The 17,580-nt window shown below is 71.1% G+C and carries 16 protein-coding genes and 3 pseudogenes; 6 read left to right on the plus strand and 13 right to left on the minus strand.

Going from position 1 to position 17,580, the window contains the following annotated elements; genetic code table 11:
- Positions 1-28: 28 nt before the first annotated feature.
- The 5 genes and pseudogenes from ACLQ24_RS05715 to ACLQ24_RS05735 all read right to left on the minus strand — a co-directional run bounded on the left by ACLQ24_RS05715 (position 29) and on the right by ACLQ24_RS05735 (position 7,398).
- The gene (locus ACLQ24_RS05715; RefSeq protein ID WP_425889372.1) at positions 29-1,909 is read right to left on the minus strand and encodes an ABC transporter ATP-binding protein; all 1,881 of its coding nucleotides are present in this window, start codon (positions 1,907-1,909) and stop codon (positions 29-31) included.
- A 161-nt stretch (positions 1,910-2,070) separates the two neighbouring features.
- A pseudogene (locus ACLQ24_RS05720) lies at positions 2,071-3,875 on the minus strand (ABC transporter ATP-binding protein); the annotation flags it as partial.
- 37 nt (positions 3,876-3,912) lie between these two features.
- Entirely contained in the window at positions 3,913-4,422 is a 510-nt protein-coding gene (locus ACLQ24_RS05725; protein WP_425889374.1) for a methylated-DNA--[protein]-cysteine S-methyltransferase, read from the minus strand.
- Positions 4,419-5,891 (minus strand): DNA-3-methyladenine glycosylase 2 family protein, encoded by a 1,473-nt coding sequence (locus ACLQ24_RS05730; protein WP_425889376.1) that lies wholly within the window; start codon positions 5,889-5,891, stop codon positions 4,419-4,421. The genes ACLQ24_RS05725 and ACLQ24_RS05730 overlap by 4 nt, the downstream gene beginning before the upstream one ends.
- 94 nt (positions 5,892-5,985) lie before the next feature.
- Positions 5,986-7,398 carry an FAD-binding oxidoreductase gene (locus tag ACLQ24_RS05735; RefSeq protein ID WP_425889378.1) on the minus strand — a complete coding sequence of 471 codons (1,413 nt, stop codon included), beginning with the start codon at positions 7,396-7,398 and terminating at the stop codon, positions 5,986-5,988.
- Positions 7,399-7,636: 238 nt separating this feature from the next.
- Here ACLQ24_RS05735 and ACLQ24_RS05740 point away from each other — a divergent pair.
- The 3 genes and pseudogenes from ACLQ24_RS05740 to ychF all read left to right on the plus strand — a co-directional run.
- Positions 7,637-8,062, plus strand: a pseudogene (locus ACLQ24_RS05740) (hypothetical protein); the annotation flags it as partial.
- A gap of 226 nt (positions 8,063-8,288) precedes the next feature.
- Positions 8,289-8,857, plus strand: a pseudogene (locus tag ACLQ24_RS05745) (Type 1 glutamine amidotransferase-like domain-containing protein); the annotation flags it as partial.
- A gap of 217 nt (positions 8,858-9,074) precedes the next feature.
- Entirely contained in the window at positions 9,075-10,160 is a 1,086-nt protein-coding gene (gene ychF, locus ACLQ24_RS05750; protein ID WP_425889380.1) for a redox-regulated ATPase YchF, read from the plus strand.
- Positions 10,161-10,192: 32 nt separating this feature from the next.
- Here ychF and ACLQ24_RS05755 read toward each other — a convergent pair whose 3' ends face one another.
- The 5 genes from ACLQ24_RS05755 to ACLQ24_RS05775 form a co-directional block, all read right to left on the minus strand.
- Entirely contained in the window at positions 10,193-10,774 is a 582-nt protein-coding gene (locus ACLQ24_RS05755; RefSeq protein ID WP_425889382.1) for a site-specific integrase, read from the minus strand.
- The gene (locus ACLQ24_RS05760; RefSeq protein WP_425889384.1) at positions 10,708-11,634 is read right to left on the minus strand and encodes a reverse transcriptase domain-containing protein; all 927 of its coding nucleotides are present in this window, start codon (positions 11,632-11,634) and stop codon (positions 10,708-10,710) included. Before ACLQ24_RS05760 ends, ACLQ24_RS05755 begins: the two co-directional genes overlap by 67 nt.
- 182 nt (positions 11,635-11,816) lie before the next feature.
- Positions 11,817-12,218, minus strand: coding sequence for an arsenate reductase ArsC (locus ACLQ24_RS05765; protein ID WP_425889386.1), 402 nt, complete (start codon positions 12,216-12,218; stop codon positions 11,817-11,819).
- Entirely contained in the window at positions 12,215-12,952 is a 738-nt protein-coding gene (locus tag ACLQ24_RS05770; RefSeq protein ID WP_425889388.1) for an aquaporin, read from the minus strand. The genes ACLQ24_RS05765 and ACLQ24_RS05770 overlap by 4 nt, the downstream gene beginning before the upstream one ends.
- Complete coding sequence (locus ACLQ24_RS05775; protein WP_425889390.1) at positions 12,949-13,320, minus strand: ArsR/SmtB family transcription factor; 372 nt, start codon at positions 13,318-13,320, stop codon at positions 12,949-12,951. Before ACLQ24_RS05775 ends, ACLQ24_RS05770 begins: the two co-directional genes overlap by 4 nt.
- A 93-nt stretch (positions 13,321-13,413) precedes the next feature.
- Between ACLQ24_RS05775 and ACLQ24_RS05780 the strand changes: the two genes are divergently transcribed.
- The 3 genes from ACLQ24_RS05780 (at position 13,414) to ACLQ24_RS05790 (ending at position 15,435) form a co-directional block, all read left to right on the plus strand.
- Complete coding sequence (locus ACLQ24_RS05780) at positions 13,414-13,884, plus strand: ArsI/CadI family heavy metal resistance metalloenzyme (RefSeq protein ID WP_425889392.1); 471 nt, start codon at positions 13,414-13,416, stop codon at positions 13,882-13,884.
- A gap of 83 nt (positions 13,885-13,967) precedes the next feature.
- Positions 13,968-14,768 carry a class I SAM-dependent methyltransferase gene (locus ACLQ24_RS05785; protein ID WP_425889393.1) on the plus strand — a complete coding sequence of 267 codons (801 nt, stop codon included), beginning with the start codon at positions 13,968-13,970 and terminating at the stop codon, positions 14,766-14,768.
- A 142-nt stretch (positions 14,769-14,910) separates the two neighbouring features.
- A complete protein-coding gene (locus ACLQ24_RS05790; RefSeq protein ID WP_425889395.1) occupies positions 14,911-15,435 on the plus strand; it encodes a hypothetical protein in 525 nt (174 codons plus the stop codon).
- Between the two features lie 414 nt (positions 15,436-15,849).
- Here ACLQ24_RS05790 and ACLQ24_RS05795 read toward each other — a convergent pair whose 3' ends face one another.
- From ACLQ24_RS05795 to ACLQ24_RS05805, 3 genes are all read right to left on the minus strand, one after another.
- Positions 15,850-16,581 (minus strand): class I SAM-dependent methyltransferase, encoded by a 732-nt coding sequence (locus tag ACLQ24_RS05795; RefSeq protein WP_425889397.1) that lies wholly within the window; start codon positions 16,579-16,581, stop codon positions 15,850-15,852.
- A gap of 218 nt (positions 16,582-16,799) precedes the next feature.
- Positions 16,800-17,162, minus strand: coding sequence for a PH domain-containing protein (locus ACLQ24_RS05800; RefSeq protein ID WP_355050625.1), 363 nt, complete (start codon positions 17,160-17,162; stop codon positions 16,800-16,802).
- Positions 17,163-17,207: 45 nt separating this feature from the next.
- Positions 17,208-17,516: a 4a-hydroxytetrahydrobiopterin dehydratase gene (locus ACLQ24_RS05805; RefSeq protein WP_355248457.1), complete on the minus strand. Its 309-nt coding sequence runs from the start codon at positions 17,514-17,516 to the stop codon at positions 17,208-17,210.
- Positions 17,517-17,580 lie beyond the last annotated feature (64 nt).

Consider the following 17,580-nt stretch of genomic DNA (forward strand, 5'->3'; position numbering starts at 1 on the left):
CGAGCCACGGAGTTGCGTATCGCCGGTTCTACACGAGCGAGTCGCGCCACTGCCGGTGCAGGGCCGCGTACCGGCCGCCGGACCCGACCAGCACGGCCGGCGGGCCGTCCTCGACGACCTGCCCGTCGTCGAGGACGAGCACCCGGTCGGCCGTCTCCACAGTGGAGAGGCGGTGTGCGATCACCAGCGCCGTCCGGTCCCGCAGGATGGTGCCGAGCGCCCGCTGCACCAGCCGTTCCGTCGGCACGTCCAGCGACGACGTCGCCTCGTCGAGGATCAGCACGGTGGGATCGGCCAGGAACGCCCGGGCGAACGCGACAAGTTGCCGCTGCCCCGCGGAGAGCCGGCCGCCGCGCCGGTGCACCTGCGTGGCGTACCCGTCGGGCAGCGCGACGATGAACTCGTGCGCGCCGATCGCCTGGGCGGCGGCCCGCACCTCGGCGTCGTCGGCGCCCGGCCGCCCGAACCGGATGTTCTCGGCGACGGTGCCGCTGAACAGGTGGTTCTCCTGGGTCACGAGCACCACGGCGCGGCGCAGGTCGGCGTCGCACACCGCGCGCAGGTCGATCCCGTCCAGTAGGACCGTGCCGGCGTCCGGGTCGTGGAACCGGGCCACGAGCTTGGCGATCGTCGACTTGCCCGCGCCGGTCGGCCCGATCAGCGCGACCGTCTGCCCGGCCGGCACCCTCAGGTCGAGCCCCGCGAGGATGGGCGTGTCGGCGCGGTAGCCGAACGAGACGCCCCGGAAGGTCAGCTCGCCGTGACCGGGGCCGCGCGGCAGCGGCACCGGCCGGGCCGGTTCGGCGACGGCGGGCCGCTCGTCGAGCACCCCGGCCAGCTTCTCCAGCGCCGCCGTCGCCGACTGCAACGAGTTGTAGAACTGGCTCAGCTCCTGCATCGGCTCGAAGAAGCGCCGCAGGTAGAGCAGGAACGCGGCGAGCACCCCGACCTCGGTCCGTCCGCCGAGCACCCGCCATCCGCCGTAGCAGAGCACGACCGCGACGGTGAGGTTGCCGACCAACTTGATCGCCGGCGAGTACGTGGCGATCAGCCGGAAGGCGTCCAGGCTGGCACGCCGGTAGTCGTCCCCGAGCGCCACGAAGATCCGCTGGTTGCGGGGCTCGCGGCGGAACGTCTGCACCGCGCGGATGCCCCGCATCGACTCCACGAAGTGCACGATGACCAGCGCGACGGCCTCTCTGGTCCGTCGGTAGGCGGTGGCCGACGCCCGTGCGAACCAGCGTGAGAGCCAGAACAGGAACGGGAACGCGAGCAGCGTCACCGCGGCCAACGGTAGGTCCAGCCAGAGCAGGATGGCGGCCACCGACAGGATCGACAGCGCGGCCAGCACCAGGCTGTCGATCCCACCGTCGACCAGCTCGGCGATGGAGTCCAGGTCGCTGGTGAGGCGGGACACCATCCGGCCCGACGTGTACCGCTCGTGGAACCCCACCGACAGCCGCAGGAAGTGCCCGAAGACCCGCTGCCGCAGGTCCAGCAGGACGGCCTGGCCGATGCGGGCGGAGAGGGTGAGGAAGCCGCGACGGGCCGCGTACTCCGTCACGGTGGCGACGGCGAACGCCCCGGCGACGGCGACCAGCGGGGTGGCATCCCCGGCGCGCAGCGGGGCGATGGCCCGGTCGATGCCGACCATGACCAGGTACGGGCCGGCCATCGCGGCGGCGTTCTGCGCCAGCAGCAGGCCGACCGCTGCGGCGAGTCGCCCCCGGTGCGGGCGCAGCAGGTCGGCCAGCAGGGCCCGGCTGTGCCGGCGCAGCCGGGCGACCGCCTCCGGGGTGCTCTCCTCGGCCCGACTCCGGTCGGCCTCCGGGTCGGTGGCCGTCCCCCGCCAGCGGGTCAGCTCCGGCTCCTTCTCGGAAGGCGGGTCGACCTGCTCCGGGGACGTCACGAGCGCACCAACCCCCAACCGTCCGAGGTGGACGCGCCGGGCCCCGTCGGCCCGGTGCGCCCGGGTTCGGTCCCGGCCGCGTGGGCGGCGGCCGGTTGCACGGGTGGCGGCTGCGGCGTGGGGGCCGGTTGCGCGGGTGGTGGCTGCGGCGTGGGGGCCGGTGGCGCGGGGGCTGGTTGCGCGGGAGGTGGCTCGGCGGCGAGCAACGCGCGGTAGGCGGGCACGGTGGCGAGCAACTCCGAGTGCCGGCCGATCGCGGCGATCCGTCCACCGTCGAGCAGGGCCACCCGGTCGGCCAGCGCGATCGTCGACGGCCGGTGCACCACCAGGAGCGCGGTGCTGGCACGCAGCACCTGCCGCAGCGCCCCCTCGACCAGCGCCTCGGTGTGCACGTCGAGGGCGGACAGCGGGTCGTCGAGCATCAGCAGCGCCGGGCGACCGAGCACCGCCCGCGCGCCAGCGCCAACCGTTGCCGCTGGCCGCCGGAGAGGGACAACCCCTGCTCACCCACCCGGGTGGCCAGACCCCACGGCAGGTCGTACGCGAAGTCGGCCTGCGCCAGCGCGAGGGCCGCGCGGACCTCGTCGTCGTCGGCGTCCGGGCGGCCCAGGGTGAGGTTCTCCCACACCGACATGGAGAAGAGAGTGGGTTCCTCGAACGCCACCCCGACCAGTCGGCGCAGCGAGGCCAGTCGCAGTTCGCGCAGGTCGTGCCCGTCGAGGGTGATCCGGCCGCCGGTCACCTCGTGCAGCCGGGGCACCAGGGAGAGCAGCGTGCTCTTGCCGCACCCGGTGGCCCCGACCAGGGCGAGCGTCTCGCCCGGCTCGATGGTCAGGTCGATCTCGTGCAGGACGCCTGTGGCGGCGCCCGGGTAGCGGAAGGCGACCCGCTCGAAGCGGAGGCGACCCTGCACCGCGTCGCGGGTCAACGCCAGCGCGTCGGGAGCGTCCACGATCTTCGGCGGAGTGTCCAGCACCTCCTGGACACGGTCCGCCGCCGTGGCCGCCTCCTGGCCGTTGGCGATGATCCAGCCCAGCGACTGCACCGGCCAGATGAGCATCAGTTGGAGGCTGGCGAACGCCACCAGCTCCCCGATGGTGAGCACGCCCCGCGCGGCGGCGGCCGCTCCGGCCACCAGCACCACGCCCAGGGTCAGGTTGGGCACGAGGTCGAGCAGTGCCGCCGTGTTCGCCAGCAGTCGGCCCTTGCCCACGCCGGTGTCGTGCAGCGTGCGGGCCCCGTCGGCGAAGCGGGCGGCCAGTTCGGGCCCCCGCCCGTACGCCTTCATGGTGCGCAGGCCCTGCGCGGTCTCCTCGACCAGGGTCGCCACGTCGCCCTGCTGATCCTGCATCCGTCGGGACGCGGTGTGGTAGTGCCGACCGAACCGGCGGGTGATCAGCAGCAGTGGCACGGCGCTGGCCGCGACCAGCAGCCCGAGTGCCGCGTGCAGGTGGATCAGCAGCAGCACCACCACCACGTACGTGGTCAGGTTGAGCACCAGGAAGAAGACACCGAACGACAGGAAGCGGCGGATCACCGACAGGTCGCTGGTGATCCGGGAGAGCAGTTGGCCGGACTGCCAGCGGTCGTGGAAACTGGCCGGCAGCCGTTGCAGGTGCGCGTAGACGTCGGCGCGCAGCGCCGCCTCCATGCCCACCGACGAGGACGACTGCACCCACCGGCGGATGAAGATGAGCACCGCCTCGACCACGCCGAGCAGCAGCGCCAGGCCGCCGAGCTGGAGCAGACCGGCGGGGTCGTGGCGGGCCACCGGCCCGTCCACCACCCGCTGCACCACCAGGGGTACGGCGATCCCGGCGGCCGTGCCGGCCAGCCCCGCGACCAGCAACCAGGCGAACTCGGTGGCGTATGGGCGCAGGTAGCGGCGCAGCCGCCAGAGGTTGTGCACGGGGTGGCGGCCCGCGGCGACCGGGGCGGCCCGGTCGCCGTCGCTCTCCACAGGCACTACCCGACGGTAGCGTCATTGGGTGCCGATGTAGTTGTCAGCTTGCCGTCAACCGCCGCTCATGACCGAGAAGCCACTTCTTCACGTCCAGCCCCCAGCGGTAGCCGCCGAGGCTCCCGTCGGTACGCAGCACCCGGTGGCAGGGCACGAAGAGCGCTGCGGCGTTGCGCGCGCAGGCGGCCGCCGCGGCCCGCACCGCCGGTGGCCGGCCGGCCAGCGCCGCGTACCCGGTGTAGGTGACCGGGGCGCCCGGCGGCACGTCCCGCAACACCTGCCAGGCGTACGCCATGAACTCGCCTCCGCTGTGCTGCCGTACCGGCACCGTGTCGATGGCGGTGAGGTCCCCGTCCAGGTAGGCCCGGACGGCCACGGTGGTCGGCCCGAGGTCGGCGCGTTGCCGGACCGGCGCCCGCAGGGTCGGGTGGATCAGGGGCAGCAGAGCCTCGGAGTCCGGGGTGAAACCGGCAGCCAGGACCTGACCGTCGCCGTCGGCGAGGATGCTCAGTGGACCGGTCGGGGTGGTCAGGACGGTGCTGTCGATGCTCATGCCGCTCTCCAGAGTCTGATCGTGGCGTAGGACCGCCAGGGGCGCCACCGTTCGGCGTGCGCGTCGAGGGTCGTGTCGGGGAGGCCGAGCGCTGCCGCGCCCCGGCGGATCGCGAGGTCGCTGTCGAGGAGGACGTCCGGGTCGCCGAGGGCGCGCATGGCGAGGTAGTTGGCGGTCCACGGGCCGATCCCGGGCAGCGCCAACAGTCGCCGTATGGTCTCCTCGCGGTCACCCCCCGGCGCCAGGTCCACAGTGCCGTCCAGGACGGCACGGGCGAGCCCGCGAATGGTCTCCCGCCGCCGCACCGGCATCCCAAAAGCACCATCCGAAATCTCCAAAACCTCCTCAGGCGTGAGGAACCCCCGCAGGTCACCCCGTTGATCATGATGTTGCTGGCGCGACACGCCGTCGTCGGGCGCAACAACTTCATGATCGACGCGGGTGGCCAGCAGGCGGGTGAGTGTTGTTCTCGCGCTCGTCACCGAGACCTGCTGGCCCACGATCGCGCGGACGGCCATCTCGAAGCTGTCGACCGCGCGGGGGACGCGGATGCCCGGCTCGGCGGCCACCGTCGGGGCCAGGGCCGGGTCCGCCGCCAGCGTGGCGTCGACGGCCTCCGGGTCCGCGTCCAGATCGAGCAGACGTCGGCAGCGGGCCACCGCCGGCGCCAGGTCGCGCAGGTCGGTCAGGCGCAGCGTCGCCGAGACGTGCCCGTCCGCCGGGGTCAGGGCCACCTGGCCGGGGCCGTGCGGCAACCGCAACCCCCGGTGGTACGTCCCGTCGCGTACCTCCTCCACCCCGGGCAGCGCGCGCACCGCGAGGAAGTCCAGCAACGCGCGGGCGTGCATCGGCGGACGGTACGCCAGCCGCAGCGTGATCGTCCCCGCCCCGACCGCCGCCAGGTGTCGGCCACGAGCCGTCCGCAGTTCGGAGGGAGCGCTCGCGTACACCTCGCGGACCGTGTCGTTGAACTGCCGCACGCTGCCGAACCCGGCGGCGAACGCGATCTCGGCCATCCCCAGGCCGGTCGTCTCGATCAGGATCCGGGCGGTCTGCGCCCGCTGGGCCCGGGCCAGCGCGAGTGGCCCGGCACCCATCTCGGCGCGCAACATCCGGTGCAGGTGCCGTTCGGTGTAGCCCAGGCGGGCGGCCAGCCCCGGTACGCCGTCCCGGTCGACCACCCCGTCGGCGATCAGCCGTATCGCCCGGCCCACCACGTCGGCGCGGACGTCCCACTGGGGCGAGCCGGGCGCGGCGTCCGGTTGGCAGCGGCGGCAGGCACGCAACCCGGCGCTCTGAGCGGCGGCGGCCGACGGAAAGAACCGGACGTTCTGCCGCTTGGGGGTGACCGCCGGGCAGGACGGCCGGCAGTAGATCCCGGTCGACGTGACCCCGGTGTAGAACCAGCCGTCGAACCGCTGGTCACGACTGTCCACCGCCCGGTAGCACCGCTCGAAGTCCATCTCCACGTCACCGATGATGCCCCGCTGGTCCGGCCCTCGGCTGGCGGGAATCGGACCTGAGTGTGCAGGGCTGCCGGGCCGCCTCAGGGCCGGGCACCGCTCAGCGACGACGCCGGTGCGGCTGGCCGGACCGCTGTCCTGAGCGGGCGGGTTGGCCGGACCGCTGGCCGGACCGGTTGGACTGCCCCGACCGGGAGGACTGGCCGGCCAGCAGGGGCGAGCGGAACACGCCGTCCGGGTCGTACCGCTTCCACAGCCGACGTACCCGTGCGCCGGTCTCGCCCGGGTAGATCCGGGCGAATGCCGCCGGGCCCGGTTGGCTCTCGAAGTTGACGTACTCGCCGTCGGCGCGCCCGCCGACCGCCCGCCAGGCGGTGTCCAACGCCGCGCCACCCAGCGGGGGGAACGTCGAGGCGATGACCAGGGTGTTCTGGTGCCGGTGGGCGTAGGCCGTCGCGTCGGCCGCGACGCCGTTGACCGCCCCGCCCATGGAGCGGAGCTGGACGACCGCCCGCCCCGGGCCGGTCGCCGCCCGTGTCACGGCCCGCGCGCCGGCCTCGTCGAGCTCGGTGAACAGGCCGTTGGTGGTCGTACCCCGCTGCTGTCCGACGTTCGGGCGCAGGTGCGCGGTCGGCACCAGTGTCGGGTACGGCCGCAGGTCGCTCCGGTGTTCGAGCACCTTCCCGATGGCGAGCAGTGGCTCCACCACCGGGCGGACGCGGCGCAGGCTCTCCGCGGCCACCACCGCGGTGACGGACATGAGCGCCGAGCGGCCCTCGGCGAAGAGCACGGCGGCGGCGGACAGCTCCCGGGGTGCCTGCGCGAGGTACCTCGCCCACTCCCGGACGGTACGGCCGTCCGGGTGCGCCTCGACGACCAGCTGCGTCACGCCGACGTTGCGCTGTTCGGCGGCCTCGATCTCGAACGCCACCACGACACCGGCCCCCGCCCCGGCGCCCCGGACCAGCCAGAACAGCTCGGGTTCATGTTCCGCGTCGGCGCGTACCAGCGTTCCGTCCGCGAGCACCACCTCCACCGCGCGGACGCGGTCGATGGTCAGGCCGTGGGCGCGTACCAGCCAGCCGACGCCGCCGCCCGTGGCCAGCCCGCCCACGCCGACACCGCCGTAATCGCCCGAACTGATCACCAGGCCGTACGGAGCCAGCGCCTTCGCGACGTTCGCCCAGCGTGCGCCGGCCTCGATCCGGACCAGGCCGGCCCGCTGGTCGAGCACCTGCACCCGGTTGAGCATGGAGAGGTCGATGACGACGCCGCCGTTGTTGGAGGAGGCTCCGGAGAGGCCGTGCCCGCCGCTGCGCACCGCGATCGGCAGTCGCTGTTCCCGCGCGTACCGGATCGCGTCGATCACCTGCGCGGTGGTCTTCGGCAGCAGGACGGCGGCCGGCGAGGCCGTCGTCGTGTACGTCGAGCGCAGCTGCGCGTACCGGCGGTCGCCGGGTGTGACGATCTGCCCCACGAGCGAATCAGGCACCCGAGCCAAAGCGCTGCCCATCCCAACCCCCCTCCTTCCCCTGCTGCACCGGTCCCACCACTGCTGAAACCCAACAACCCTCCCACCCCACCCAGTCCCTCCCCGCGTGGTGATCAAGAGGTTTGCGTCACGACACACCGTGCCCCGTGACGCAGGCCTCTTGATCACCAGGGGGAAGAGGGCGGGGTGGGGGATTTCGGCCCGGAAGTGTCGGTCCCGCCGGGTAACGTCCGCCACCAACTCAAGAAGGGGGGCGGCGATGGCGAGCGTGGCGGGTTGGGTGGCGGCGTCGACACAGGGCTCGTTCCCTCCGTTGCCCCGCGCGGTGGCGCAGTCCTTCTACCGCCGGATGCGGGCCGTCGCGCCAGCCGCGGTCGGCGCCATCGAGCGGGACCGGTCCGCCGACGAGGCGGAGCCGTTCGCCGACACCGCCTGCGGTCGGCTGGTCCGGTCGCTCGACGACGCTGGTCTGCGGGCGCTCGGCATGTGGACGCATCACTGGTGCATGCGCTTCTACGACGACGACACGAGCGTCGGCCGGCGGCTGATCGGGGAGGTCGCCGCCCGCCCGGGGCTGGGCTGGACGGCCGACGAGGTGCGCTGGATGCTGCGCGAGTCGGTCTCCGCCGGCCCGGCAGCCGCGGACCGGTTCACCCTGCCCCGCGCCGCTGCCGCTCAACTGCCCGCGACTGAGCGGCCGTTCGACGACCTGCCGTCCGGCGAGATCGAGCCTCGCGCCGGGGCCACTGCGGCGAGGCGCCGGCACGATGCGCAGGCGATCCCTCCCGGCGGGTCGAGCACCGTCGACCCGAGCAGCGCGCAGTCCGCCCACATTCCCCGCCAACGCCACGCCAGCGATGATCGACTGCGGCAGGATGGGACGGCGGACCGCGCCGACGGAAGGATCTCCCGTGCCCGCCAGTGAACCCACCATCCTCGCCACCAGCATGGGTTTCTTCCGAGGCGACCGAGGGCCGGCCGACCCGCGTCCCGGCCCGGTCTTCGAACTGGCCGCCGAGTTGGCCGAGGCCGGTTCACAACCGCGGATCTGGCTACCTCGGGCAGGCCGTCGGCGACCAGCCCACCTCGTTCACGGCCGTCTACGGAAGCGTTCGCCGACACGCGGTTCCGTCTGTCCCACCTCGCGCTGTTCCCGATGCCGAACGTCGACGACGTCCGCGCCCACCTGCTCGCCCAGGACGTGATCTGGGTCGGCGGCGGCAGCGTCGCCAACCTCGTCGCGGTCTGGCGGGTGCACGGGCTCGACGAGATCCTGCACGAGTGCTGGCAGGCTGGCGTGGTGTTGGCGGGCGTCTCCGCCGGCTCGATCTGCTGGCACGTGGGCGGTGCCACCGACAGCTTCGGCCCCCGGCTGCGGGGCTACACCGAGGCGTTGGGCTGGCTGCCGTACGGCAACGGCGTGCACTACGACAGCGAGGGCCAGCGCCGACCGTTGATGCACGAGCTGGTCGGTGCGGGAGTCGGTCATCGCGCCCCGCCTGCTTCGTTGAGCGCCGGTCAAACCCGATCCTCGAACGCCAGCTCCGCCGCCGTCAACGGGCCGTCGACCATGATGTGGAACTGCACGTCTGCCACCTCGGCAGACGTGCCTGTGCACGACCAGGGGCGGAGTCCGACCCGGTGGAATCGGAGCCGCCTGGACCGGCCCGTCCGGCACCGGCGTAAGCTGGCTCGTCGTGAGTCTCACCATCGGCATCGTCGGCCTGCCCAACGTCGGCAAGAGCACGCTTTTCAACGCGTTGACCAAGAACGACGTGCTGGCGGCGAACTACCCGTTCGCCACCATCGAGCCCAACGTCGGCGTGGTCGGGCTGCCCGACGAGCGGCTGGGCAAGCTGGCCGAGATCTTCTCCTCGCAGAAGGTGCTGCCGGCTCCGGTGTCGTTCGTCGACATCGCGGGCCTGGTGCGGGGCGCGTCGAAGGGGCAGGGTCGGGGCAACGCCTTCCTGGCCAACATCCGCGACGCCTCCGCGATCTGCCAGGTGGTCCGGGCGTTCTCCGACCCGAACGTGGTGCACGTCGACGGCAAGGTGTCGCCGGCCGACGACATCGAGACGATCAACACCGAGCTGATCCTCGCCGACCTGCAGACCCTGGACAAGGCGCTGCCCCGGTTGGAGAAGGAGGCCAAGCTCCGCAAGGACCGGGCCGCAGCGGTCGCCGCCGCAAAGGCCGCGATCGAGGTGCTCGACGGCGGCACCACCCTCTACTCCGGGGCCGCCGCCGCAAAGATCGAGCTGGAGCACCTGCGCGAGCTGCACCTGCTCACCACCAAGCCCTTCCTGTACGTCTTCAACGTGGACGAGGCCGAACTGGCCAACGAGTCGTTCCTCGACGAACTGCGTGCCCTGGTCGCCCCCGCCGAGGCCGTCTTCATGGACGCCAAGATCGAATCCGAGCTGGTGGATCTGCCCGAGGAGGAGGCCCGCGAGCTGCTGGAGTCGATCGGGCAGAACGAGCCCGGCCTCAACCAACTCGTCCGCGTCGGCTTCCGCACGCTCGGGCTTCAGACGTACCTCACGGCCGGCCCCAAGGAAGCCCGGGCCTGGACCGTCCCGGTCGGCGCGACCGCGCCGGAGGCCGCAGGTGTCATCCACAGCGACTTCCAGCGCGGTTTCATCAAGGCCGAGGTGGTCTCCTACGGCGACCTGGTCGCGGCCGGATCGATGGCAGCGGCCAAGGCGGCGGGCAAGGTCCGCATCGAAGGCAAGGAGTACGTCATGCAGGACGGCGACGTCGTGGAGTTCCGCTTCAACGTCTAAGTGGGCCACGTTCGTGCAGGTCACGGGCTATGTCACGCCTCCTTGGTCCGCAGGGAGTCCGCAGACCGTTCGGCGCGACCCAGCGTTTCGGTCATCAGAGCGGCCGTCGCCTTGCGGGTCCGATCCTCGGCGGTCGGCCACAGAGGGCTGTAGGTCTTCAGGGTCACGGTGGCGCTGGCGTGGCCGAGCGCCCGCTGGACGGTTACGACGTCACAGCCCTGCGCGATGAGGCCGGACGCGTAGTAGTGACGTAGGTCGTGCAGCGTGAAGCCGGTAACCCCGGCGTCTCGGCAGGTCTTGCGCCACCAGTAGCCGACGGTGTTCTGGTGCGGCGGGTCGCCGGGCTTGCCCTCGAAGAGCCAGCGCCGGGGGTCCGTGCCCTCTCGGTGCTTGGCGACGTGCCGCGAGAGGACCTCGACCAGTGCCGGCGCGAGGAATACGGTTCGTTCGCTGCCGTACTTCGGTGGTGAGATCACCACCGTGCCGCCTGGGCCACGTTGGACCTGTCGCTTCACCCGGAGGCTGTGACCGAGGAAGTTGACGTCGGTCACCTGCACGCCGGATGTCTCGCCGAGACGCAGCCCAGCGAACGCGGCCAGGGCGATGAAGGCCACGAACCGGGGGCAGCGGCGTCCAGCAGGGCTCGAACCTGCGCAGGGGTGGGTAGCTCCATCGCCGCCTCGGCGCGGCGTGCTCGCGGCAGGGTCACGCCCTCGCTCGGATGCCCGGCGATGTGCTGGTCCAGCACCGACAACGCGATGTTGGCCAGCAACGGGGACAGGATCCCTCCTTGTGGGGTGCCGGTGTCGTTGTCCCGCAGCGTTCCCTCCTGACCGAGGATCCCGGCCTTGAGGAACGCTTTCACCAATGCCAGGACGCGCTTGTCGGAGATCCGTTGCCGCACCCGGTCCATCAGCGCCGGGTGCGAGATCTCGTCGAAGCACGCCGTGATGTCGCCCTCCACGATCCATTCGTAGCGCTTGGACGTGAGCAGACGCGTCTCGGCGATCGCGTCATGGGCCCGGCGTTCGGGACGGAACCCGTAGGAACACGGGTGGAAGTCCGCCTCGAAGATCGGTTCCAACACCAGTTTCAGGGATGCCTGGACCACCCGGTCGGCGATGGTCGGGATCCCCAGACGACGCAGCTTGCCGTTCGCTTTCGGGATCATCCGTTCCTTCACTGGCAACGGGCGGAAGCTGCGCTGTTTGATCTGTGCCCGCAGCTCGTCGAGAAACTCCTCCACCCCCTGGCCGACCGTGATGGACAACGCGGTGCGCCCGTCCGCCCCGGCCGTGCCGGCTCCCTTGTTTCCCCGTACCCGTTCCCAACCCACCATCAGGAAGGCCGGGTCTGCGACGAGGTTGTAGAGGTCATCGAACCTGCGATAAGGATCCTCGCGGGTCCATCGGTGCAGCTTGGTCTGGATCTCCAGTACCCGCCGCTCAGCCTGGGACAGGCTGAGCGGCGGCACGTCGGTATTCACCGACGACAGTTAAGCCCGGTCCCGGAAACCCTGGCTGTGCCGGTTCGAAGGCGACCCGGACAGTTGCGACCTGATCGAGTTCCGCCGGAAAGACTGAACTCCGGTTACCTCCACCCGTGTCCCAGAATCGTCGACGACGGCCGACCGCCAACGAGTGAGGATGTGTGGCGTCAGCGCCGCAACTCCCGCAGCAGTGCGGTGACGCGACCCTTGATGTCGTCGCGGACCTCACGGACGACGTCGATGGATTGCCCGGCCGGATCGGTGAGTTTCCAGTCCTCGTAGCGTGTGCCGGGGAAGACGGGGCAGGCGTCGCCGCAGCCCATGGTGACGATGACGTCGCTGGCTTCGGCGGCGTCCCAGGTGAGCCGGACCGGGGTCTGGTCGGTGATGTCGATGCCGACCTCGCGCATGGCGTCGACGGCGACCGGGTTGATCGTCTCGGCGGGTTCGCTGCCGGCGCTGCGGACCTCGACGGTGTCGCCGCCGAGGTGGCGGAGCCAGCCGGCCGCCATCTGCGAGCGGCCGGCGTTGTGCACGCAGACGAACAGGACGCTGGGCTTGTCGCTCATCGGGCTTTTGGCTCCTGGGGGAGGTGGGGTACGAGGACATCGTCGGCGGCGTCTGCGGCGTGGGGGTACCAGGCGGCGAGCGCGGCGACGCCGACCAGGCCGCCGACGAACTGGGCGACCACGAAGCCGGGCAGCGAGGTGGGCGCGATGCCGGCGAAGGTGTCCGTGAAGGCCCGGCCGATGGTGACGGCGGGGTTCGCGAACGACGTGGACGAGGTGAACCAGTAGGCCGCACCGATGTAGGCGCCGACGGCTGCGGGCGCGGTGGCGGTCCGGCCGCTACGGGCGAGGGCGAAGACCAGGACGACCAGACCGGCGGTGGCAACCATCTCGGCCAGCCACAGGTTCTCGCCGGTGCGGTCGGTCTGTGACCAGGTGACTGCCGGGAGGTCGAACATGAGGTTCGCCAGTACGGATCCGGCGACCGCGCCGGTGACCTGGGCGGCGGTGTAGGCGGCGAGATCGGTGCCGGCCAGGCCGGTGCCGGCGCGGCGGCCGAGCCACCAGTCGACGGCGGAGACGACGGGGTTGAAGTGCGCCCCGGATACCGGCCCGAACATGAGGATGAGTGACCCCAGCGCGAACGCGGTGGCGATCGCGTTCTCCAGCAACTGGAGCCCGACGTCACCGGGGGAGAGGCGAGCCGCGGCGATCCCGGACCCGACGACGGCGGCGACCAGGAGCGCGGTGCCGGCGAACTCGGCGGAGGCGCGGCGGTTGAGGGTTCGGTTCACCGGGTGGGAGAAGCGGTCGTGGCGGGCAGGTCGAGCAGCACGCCGAGCTGACGGAGCGCCTCGGGTTTGACCGTGTACCACACCCATGTGCCGCGACGGTCGGCGTCGACGAGACCGGCCTCCCGCAGCACCTTGAGGTGGTGGGAGATGGTCGGCCCGGACAGGTCGAACGCCGGGGTCAGGTCGCACACGCAGATCTCCGGCACCGAGGCGATCATCGACATCAACCGCAGCCGGACCGGGTCGCCGAGGGCCTTGAACATCGGCGCGACGACCGCCGCCTGTTCGGCGTCCATCGGGCGGACCGCGAGCGGCGCGCAGCAGGCCACCGCTTGCAGGTCCACGATTGGCAAACTTTGTTTCGACACTTGTCTAGCTTGACAGGCGTCGAATCAGGGTGCAACGGTGGGGTTGATTCGAAATCCGTCTAGACAGCAGTCCGCTCCAGCAGGAGGTGTTTCATGTCCCGTGTCCAACTCGCTCTGTGCGTGTCCGACCTCGACGGCTCGGTCGCGTTCTACTCGAAGCTGTTCGGCGTCGACCCGGCCAAGCGCCGGCCCGGCTACGCCAACTTCGCCGTCGAGAACCCGCCGCTGAAGCTGGTCCTCATCGAGGGCGAAGCCGACCAGCCCACCGTGCTGGACCACCTGGGCGTCGAGGTGTTCAGCACGGACGACGTCACCGCCGCCACCAGGCGCCTCACCGACTCCGGCCTGATCACGTTGGAGGAGAACGACACCGAGTGCTGCTACGCCCTGCAGGACAAGGTCTGGGTACGCGGCCCGGGTGACGAGCGCTGGGAGGTCTACACCGTCAAGGCCGACGCCGACACGCTCACCAAGGCGACCGACGAAGAGTGTCGCTGCGGCGAACCGATTGATGCCGAGACGCAGGAGCCAGCAGCCAGCGGAGTCGGCTCGCGCTGCTGCTGACGACGGCAGCTTCACGTCTCCGGCTTCTTAGAAATCGGGGTGTCCGGCCGGGCGGGACACCCCGACATCCAGGATCCCGAGCGATGATGTGGAACACGGGCAGCAGAAGGACGGTGGTACCGGTGGTGCTCAGCTCGTCGTTCGGTTCGGAGGCGTCCGCGTACGCCCGGCATCGCCCGGATTACGCGCAGGCCGCGGCGCGGTGGGCGCTCGAGTTCGCGCCCGGCTCGCGAGTCCTCGACCTCGGCGCCGGCACCGGCAAACTGTCCGCCACGCTGATCGCGCTTGGTGTCGACGTCGTGGCGGTGGAGCCCGACCCGGCGATGCTCACCGAGTTGGGCCGCGCGCTGCCGACCGTACGGGCCCTCGCGGGTAGCGCGGAGGCGATTCCCCTGCCGGACACGTCCGTCGACGCGGTGCTGGCCGGCAACGCCCTGCACTGGTTCGACATGGCCGTCGCAGGGCCGGAGATCGCCCGGGTCCTGAGTCCCGGCGGCATCCTGGCCGGTTTGTGGAACGTCCTGGACGACCGGGTCGACTGGGTTGCTGCCCTCGAACGGGTCAGCGGAAGCGCGGCCATCGGCCCGCGTGACACGTTGAGCAGTTGGCGTGCGGCGACGGCAGACCTGCTCAACCCGAGCAGCGAGGTTGCCGACCGGTTCGGTGCGCCCGAGCAGGCCGAGTTTCCCCACGGGCAGCGCCGGAGCGCCAACTCCCTGGTCGCGACGCTTGCCACCCGGGCCGGGTTGCTGGTCATGCCGGAATCGGACCGGACTGCCACACTCGACCGGATCCGCGATTTCCTCGCCGGGAGGGCCGAGACCGCCGAGGGTGACTTCACCCTGCCGCTACTGACCGGTGTCCTCCGCGCCCGCCGACTCTGACGGTCGCCGACGGCCGTCGTCCGGGCGGTACAGATTCCCTTGCGGATCGATGACCCGCCGTCTGAGGCTGGCGCGTCACCGCTGCTGAATACACTCCTCGACCATGTCGCCTCAGGATCTACGAAGGTTCGGCTTCGGCTATGTGGTGCTGTGGTTCGCGATCTTCGGTGCCGGCATCCTCGTCGGTGACGACCTGATGGTCATGCTGGCCGATGTCATGTCCGGGACGTGGCTGCCGCTGGTCGTCGTGCTGAGTTGGCTGCCATTCGGGTCGATCATCCTGCTTCTCCTTGCGGACTCGGCACGCCTCGACGCGCCGCCGATGCGGCAGCCCTGGCTCACCCCGATAGCGCTGTGTGCCCTCGTGCTGGCAGGCCAGGTTCCCACCATCCTCCGGAAAGACCGGCGCTCCTCGGACGCCTATCGGCTGGCCGCCCACACCCCTGTTGGCGAAGCGCTGGCCTCCGGCCTGGTCGGTGCGCTCAGTGCCGCCATGGTCTGGACGTTGCTATTCCTCAGCGCGAGGTGGCTGCGCGGCAAGATTCGCGGCAAGCGGGTGCCGTTCTGGGACAACACCTGGGGAATGCGGCCTCGAAGCAGGCGGGTCTTCGCGACGGGCGCCGCCGCATCGGTGCTGATCGGCCTCGGGTTCGCGCTCGCACTGTGATTGCAAGAGCCGCGAGCTGGACGGGCGCGGCATTCTGACCGGGCCTCCCGCGCTCCGCCGCAGCATCGCGAGCCCTGCGGTGGCCAGCCGAGCGCCAGGATCGCCGTAGCGCAGAGGAGCAGCGTCGGTCGGGGCCCGATGGCACCGACCAGCGGTCCGCCGAGCATGGTGCCCAGGGGCACCGCCAGCACGGTGATCGCGCCGTTCGCGGCCAGCACCGCGGGGAGCTGGGCGGTCGACGCGCTGCGCTGGAACAGCGCCATCGACACCGACATGTACGGTATCGACGCGATCGGCCAGCAGGGACTGCTGTCAGCAGAATCAGCCCAGCGCGGAAAGCGGTCGGTTCAGGTGTCGGGATCGACTCGGGTTCCGCGATCACGTCTGGAGGCGCGGAACCCGAGTCGACCGTCGCTACTCCGCCCGGTAGACGGAGATGTGTGACGGGCTGTCCGCCGTGAACGGCCGCCGCTGCCAGTCGGCGTATCGCTCGGTGAGCGCAAGGCCCGCTTGCCGCGCCATCTCGTCGATCTGGTGCGGCCAGGCGTACCGCATGGCGAACGGCTTGAGGTGCACACCGTTCCCGTCGAAGGTGATGGTCTGCCGGATGAACCGCTGCGCCGGTCGGTCGTACCGGTGCAGCCGGATCGTCGCGGAGTCCTCGGTCACCTCGCGGACCTGCACCTGCTCGTCCGCGTCGAAGCTGCGCGGGTCGGGGACGAACGTCTCGATGACGAACGCCCCGCCGGGCGACAGCACCCGGGCGACGTTGCGGAACAGGTCCGCCTGCCGCTCGGCGTCCACCAGGTTGAACAGCGTGTTGAAGACCAGGTACGCCAGGCGGAACGGGCCTGGCACGCCCACGTCCGCCATGTCACCGACGACCGCTGGGATCTGGTCGCCGCCGGGCTTGGCCCGCATCTGCGCCAGCATCTCCTCGGACGCCTCGATGCCGTGCACGCTGAGGCCACGCTCGGCCAGTGGCAGCGCGACCCGGCCGGTGCCGATCGCCAGTTCCAGGACCGGCCCGTCGTCGGCCAGCTCGGCCAGGAAGTCTACGGCGGGGGCCGGGTCGGGGTTGCCGGGGCTGTCGTATCCGGCGGACCACAACCGGCCGAAGAGGCCGGGATCGTCGAAGACCGACATCAGCGGCCTCCGGGGTTGTGCTCAGTGACGCGTGTCCTCTGCAGAGCAGTTCTGCTCACGAAGCCTCGTTTCCTCAAGTCGGATGACGTTCGGTCGGGGGGACTTCGTCGTGTTGGGCATGGCACTGCTCCCTTCGCATGGGCTGCCAACCGAGGACACCAGACACGCCGAGGCCCGGCAAGGCATTTATGCCCGCCGGGCCCGCGCAGGACGTGCGGTCAGGAGATGTGGTGCAGGATCACGTTGTGTACGTGGTGACTCTTCTGCGCGCCGCGGAACTCCACCTCGTAGGTGTGCGTTCCGACGTGGATCGCGATCGCGCCGGTGGAGAAGAACGACCCACCCCAGGACTTGTTGCTGACCACGCTCACGCTGGTGATCTTCGAGTACGGGATGCTGGTGATCGCATACCGCTTGCCGACGAAGGAGCGGTCCTGGATGATCACGCGCCGGTCGGTCAGCCCGATGAACCCGGTGCCGGTGCCGACGGCATCGTAGACGGCGATGATCTGCTCGCCGTCGAGAAGCCCGCTCTCGATCTGCTGGACCTGCTCCTTGCGGTCGTACGCGATGTTCGCCATGCGACCCAGGTTAGGAAACCGGCGCCACCGCGCCCGGGTGGCTCGTCAGGACTCGGTGACCGCCCGGTAGGCGTCCTCGATGCGGGCGGCCAGTAGGACCTCACCCTCGGTCAGTGGCTCACCGTTGCCGTGCCCGACCCGGATGAGGGTGCTGTCGGACCGGCGGCTGATCTCGGGGCGCAGGTGCAGAGCGTCCGCCACGACCTTGACCCGTTCAGTCAGGGCCGCGTGTTGGGTATCGTCGATCACCAGCGTCCGCCGGATCTGTTCACCTTCCCGCGTCCAACCAGTTAGCAAGGTCAACGCGTCGGAAAGGTAGTCGTGCTTCGCTCGGCTGCTGAACAGCACGCGCATCACCGCTCCCCCCAAGCGCCGTTGCCGGCTTGTGGCCAAATCGTCGCCATCCCGTGTCTTGTCG

The sequence above is a fragment of the Micromonospora sp. DT4 genome, from assembly GCF_049841675.1.
Lineage (GTDB): Bacteria > Actinomycetota > Actinomycetes > Mycobacteriales > Micromonosporaceae > Micromonospora.

What these genes read in the sequence shown, in the direction of transcription:
- ACLQ24_RS05725 (WP_425889374.1), bottom strand. Translation starts at nt 4,422, where the DNA reads ATGAGCATCGACAGCACCGTCCTGACCACCCCGACCGGTCCACTGAGC.
- ACLQ24_RS05735 (WP_425889378.1), bottom strand. Translation starts at nt 7,398, where the DNA reads ATGGGCAGCGCTTTGGCTCGGGTGCCTGATTCGCTCGTGGGGCAGATC.
- ACLQ24_RS05765 (WP_425889386.1), bottom strand. Translation starts at nt 12,218, where the DNA reads ATGAGCGACAAGCCCAGCGTCCTGTTCGTCTGCGTGCACAACGCCGGC.
- ACLQ24_RS05780 (WP_425889392.1), top strand. Translation starts at nt 13,414, where the DNA reads ATGTCCCGTGTCCAACTCGCTCTGTGCGTGTCCGACCTCGACGGCTCG.
- ACLQ24_RS05785 (WP_425889393.1), top strand. Translation starts at nt 13,968, where the DNA reads ATGATGTGGAACACGGGCAGCAGAAGGACGGTGGTACCGGTGGTGCTC.
- ACLQ24_RS05795 (WP_425889397.1), bottom strand. Translation starts at nt 16,581, where the DNA reads ATGTCGGTCTTCGACGATCCCGGCCTCTTCGGCCGGTTGTGGTCCGCC.
- ACLQ24_RS05800 (WP_355050625.1), bottom strand. Translation starts at nt 17,162, where the DNA reads ATGGCGAACATCGCGTACGACCGCAAGGAGCAGGTCCAGCAGATCGAG.
- ACLQ24_RS05805 (WP_355248457.1), bottom strand. Translation starts at nt 17,516, where the DNA reads ATGCGCGTGCTGTTCAGCAGCCGAGCGAAGCACGACTACCTTTCCGAC.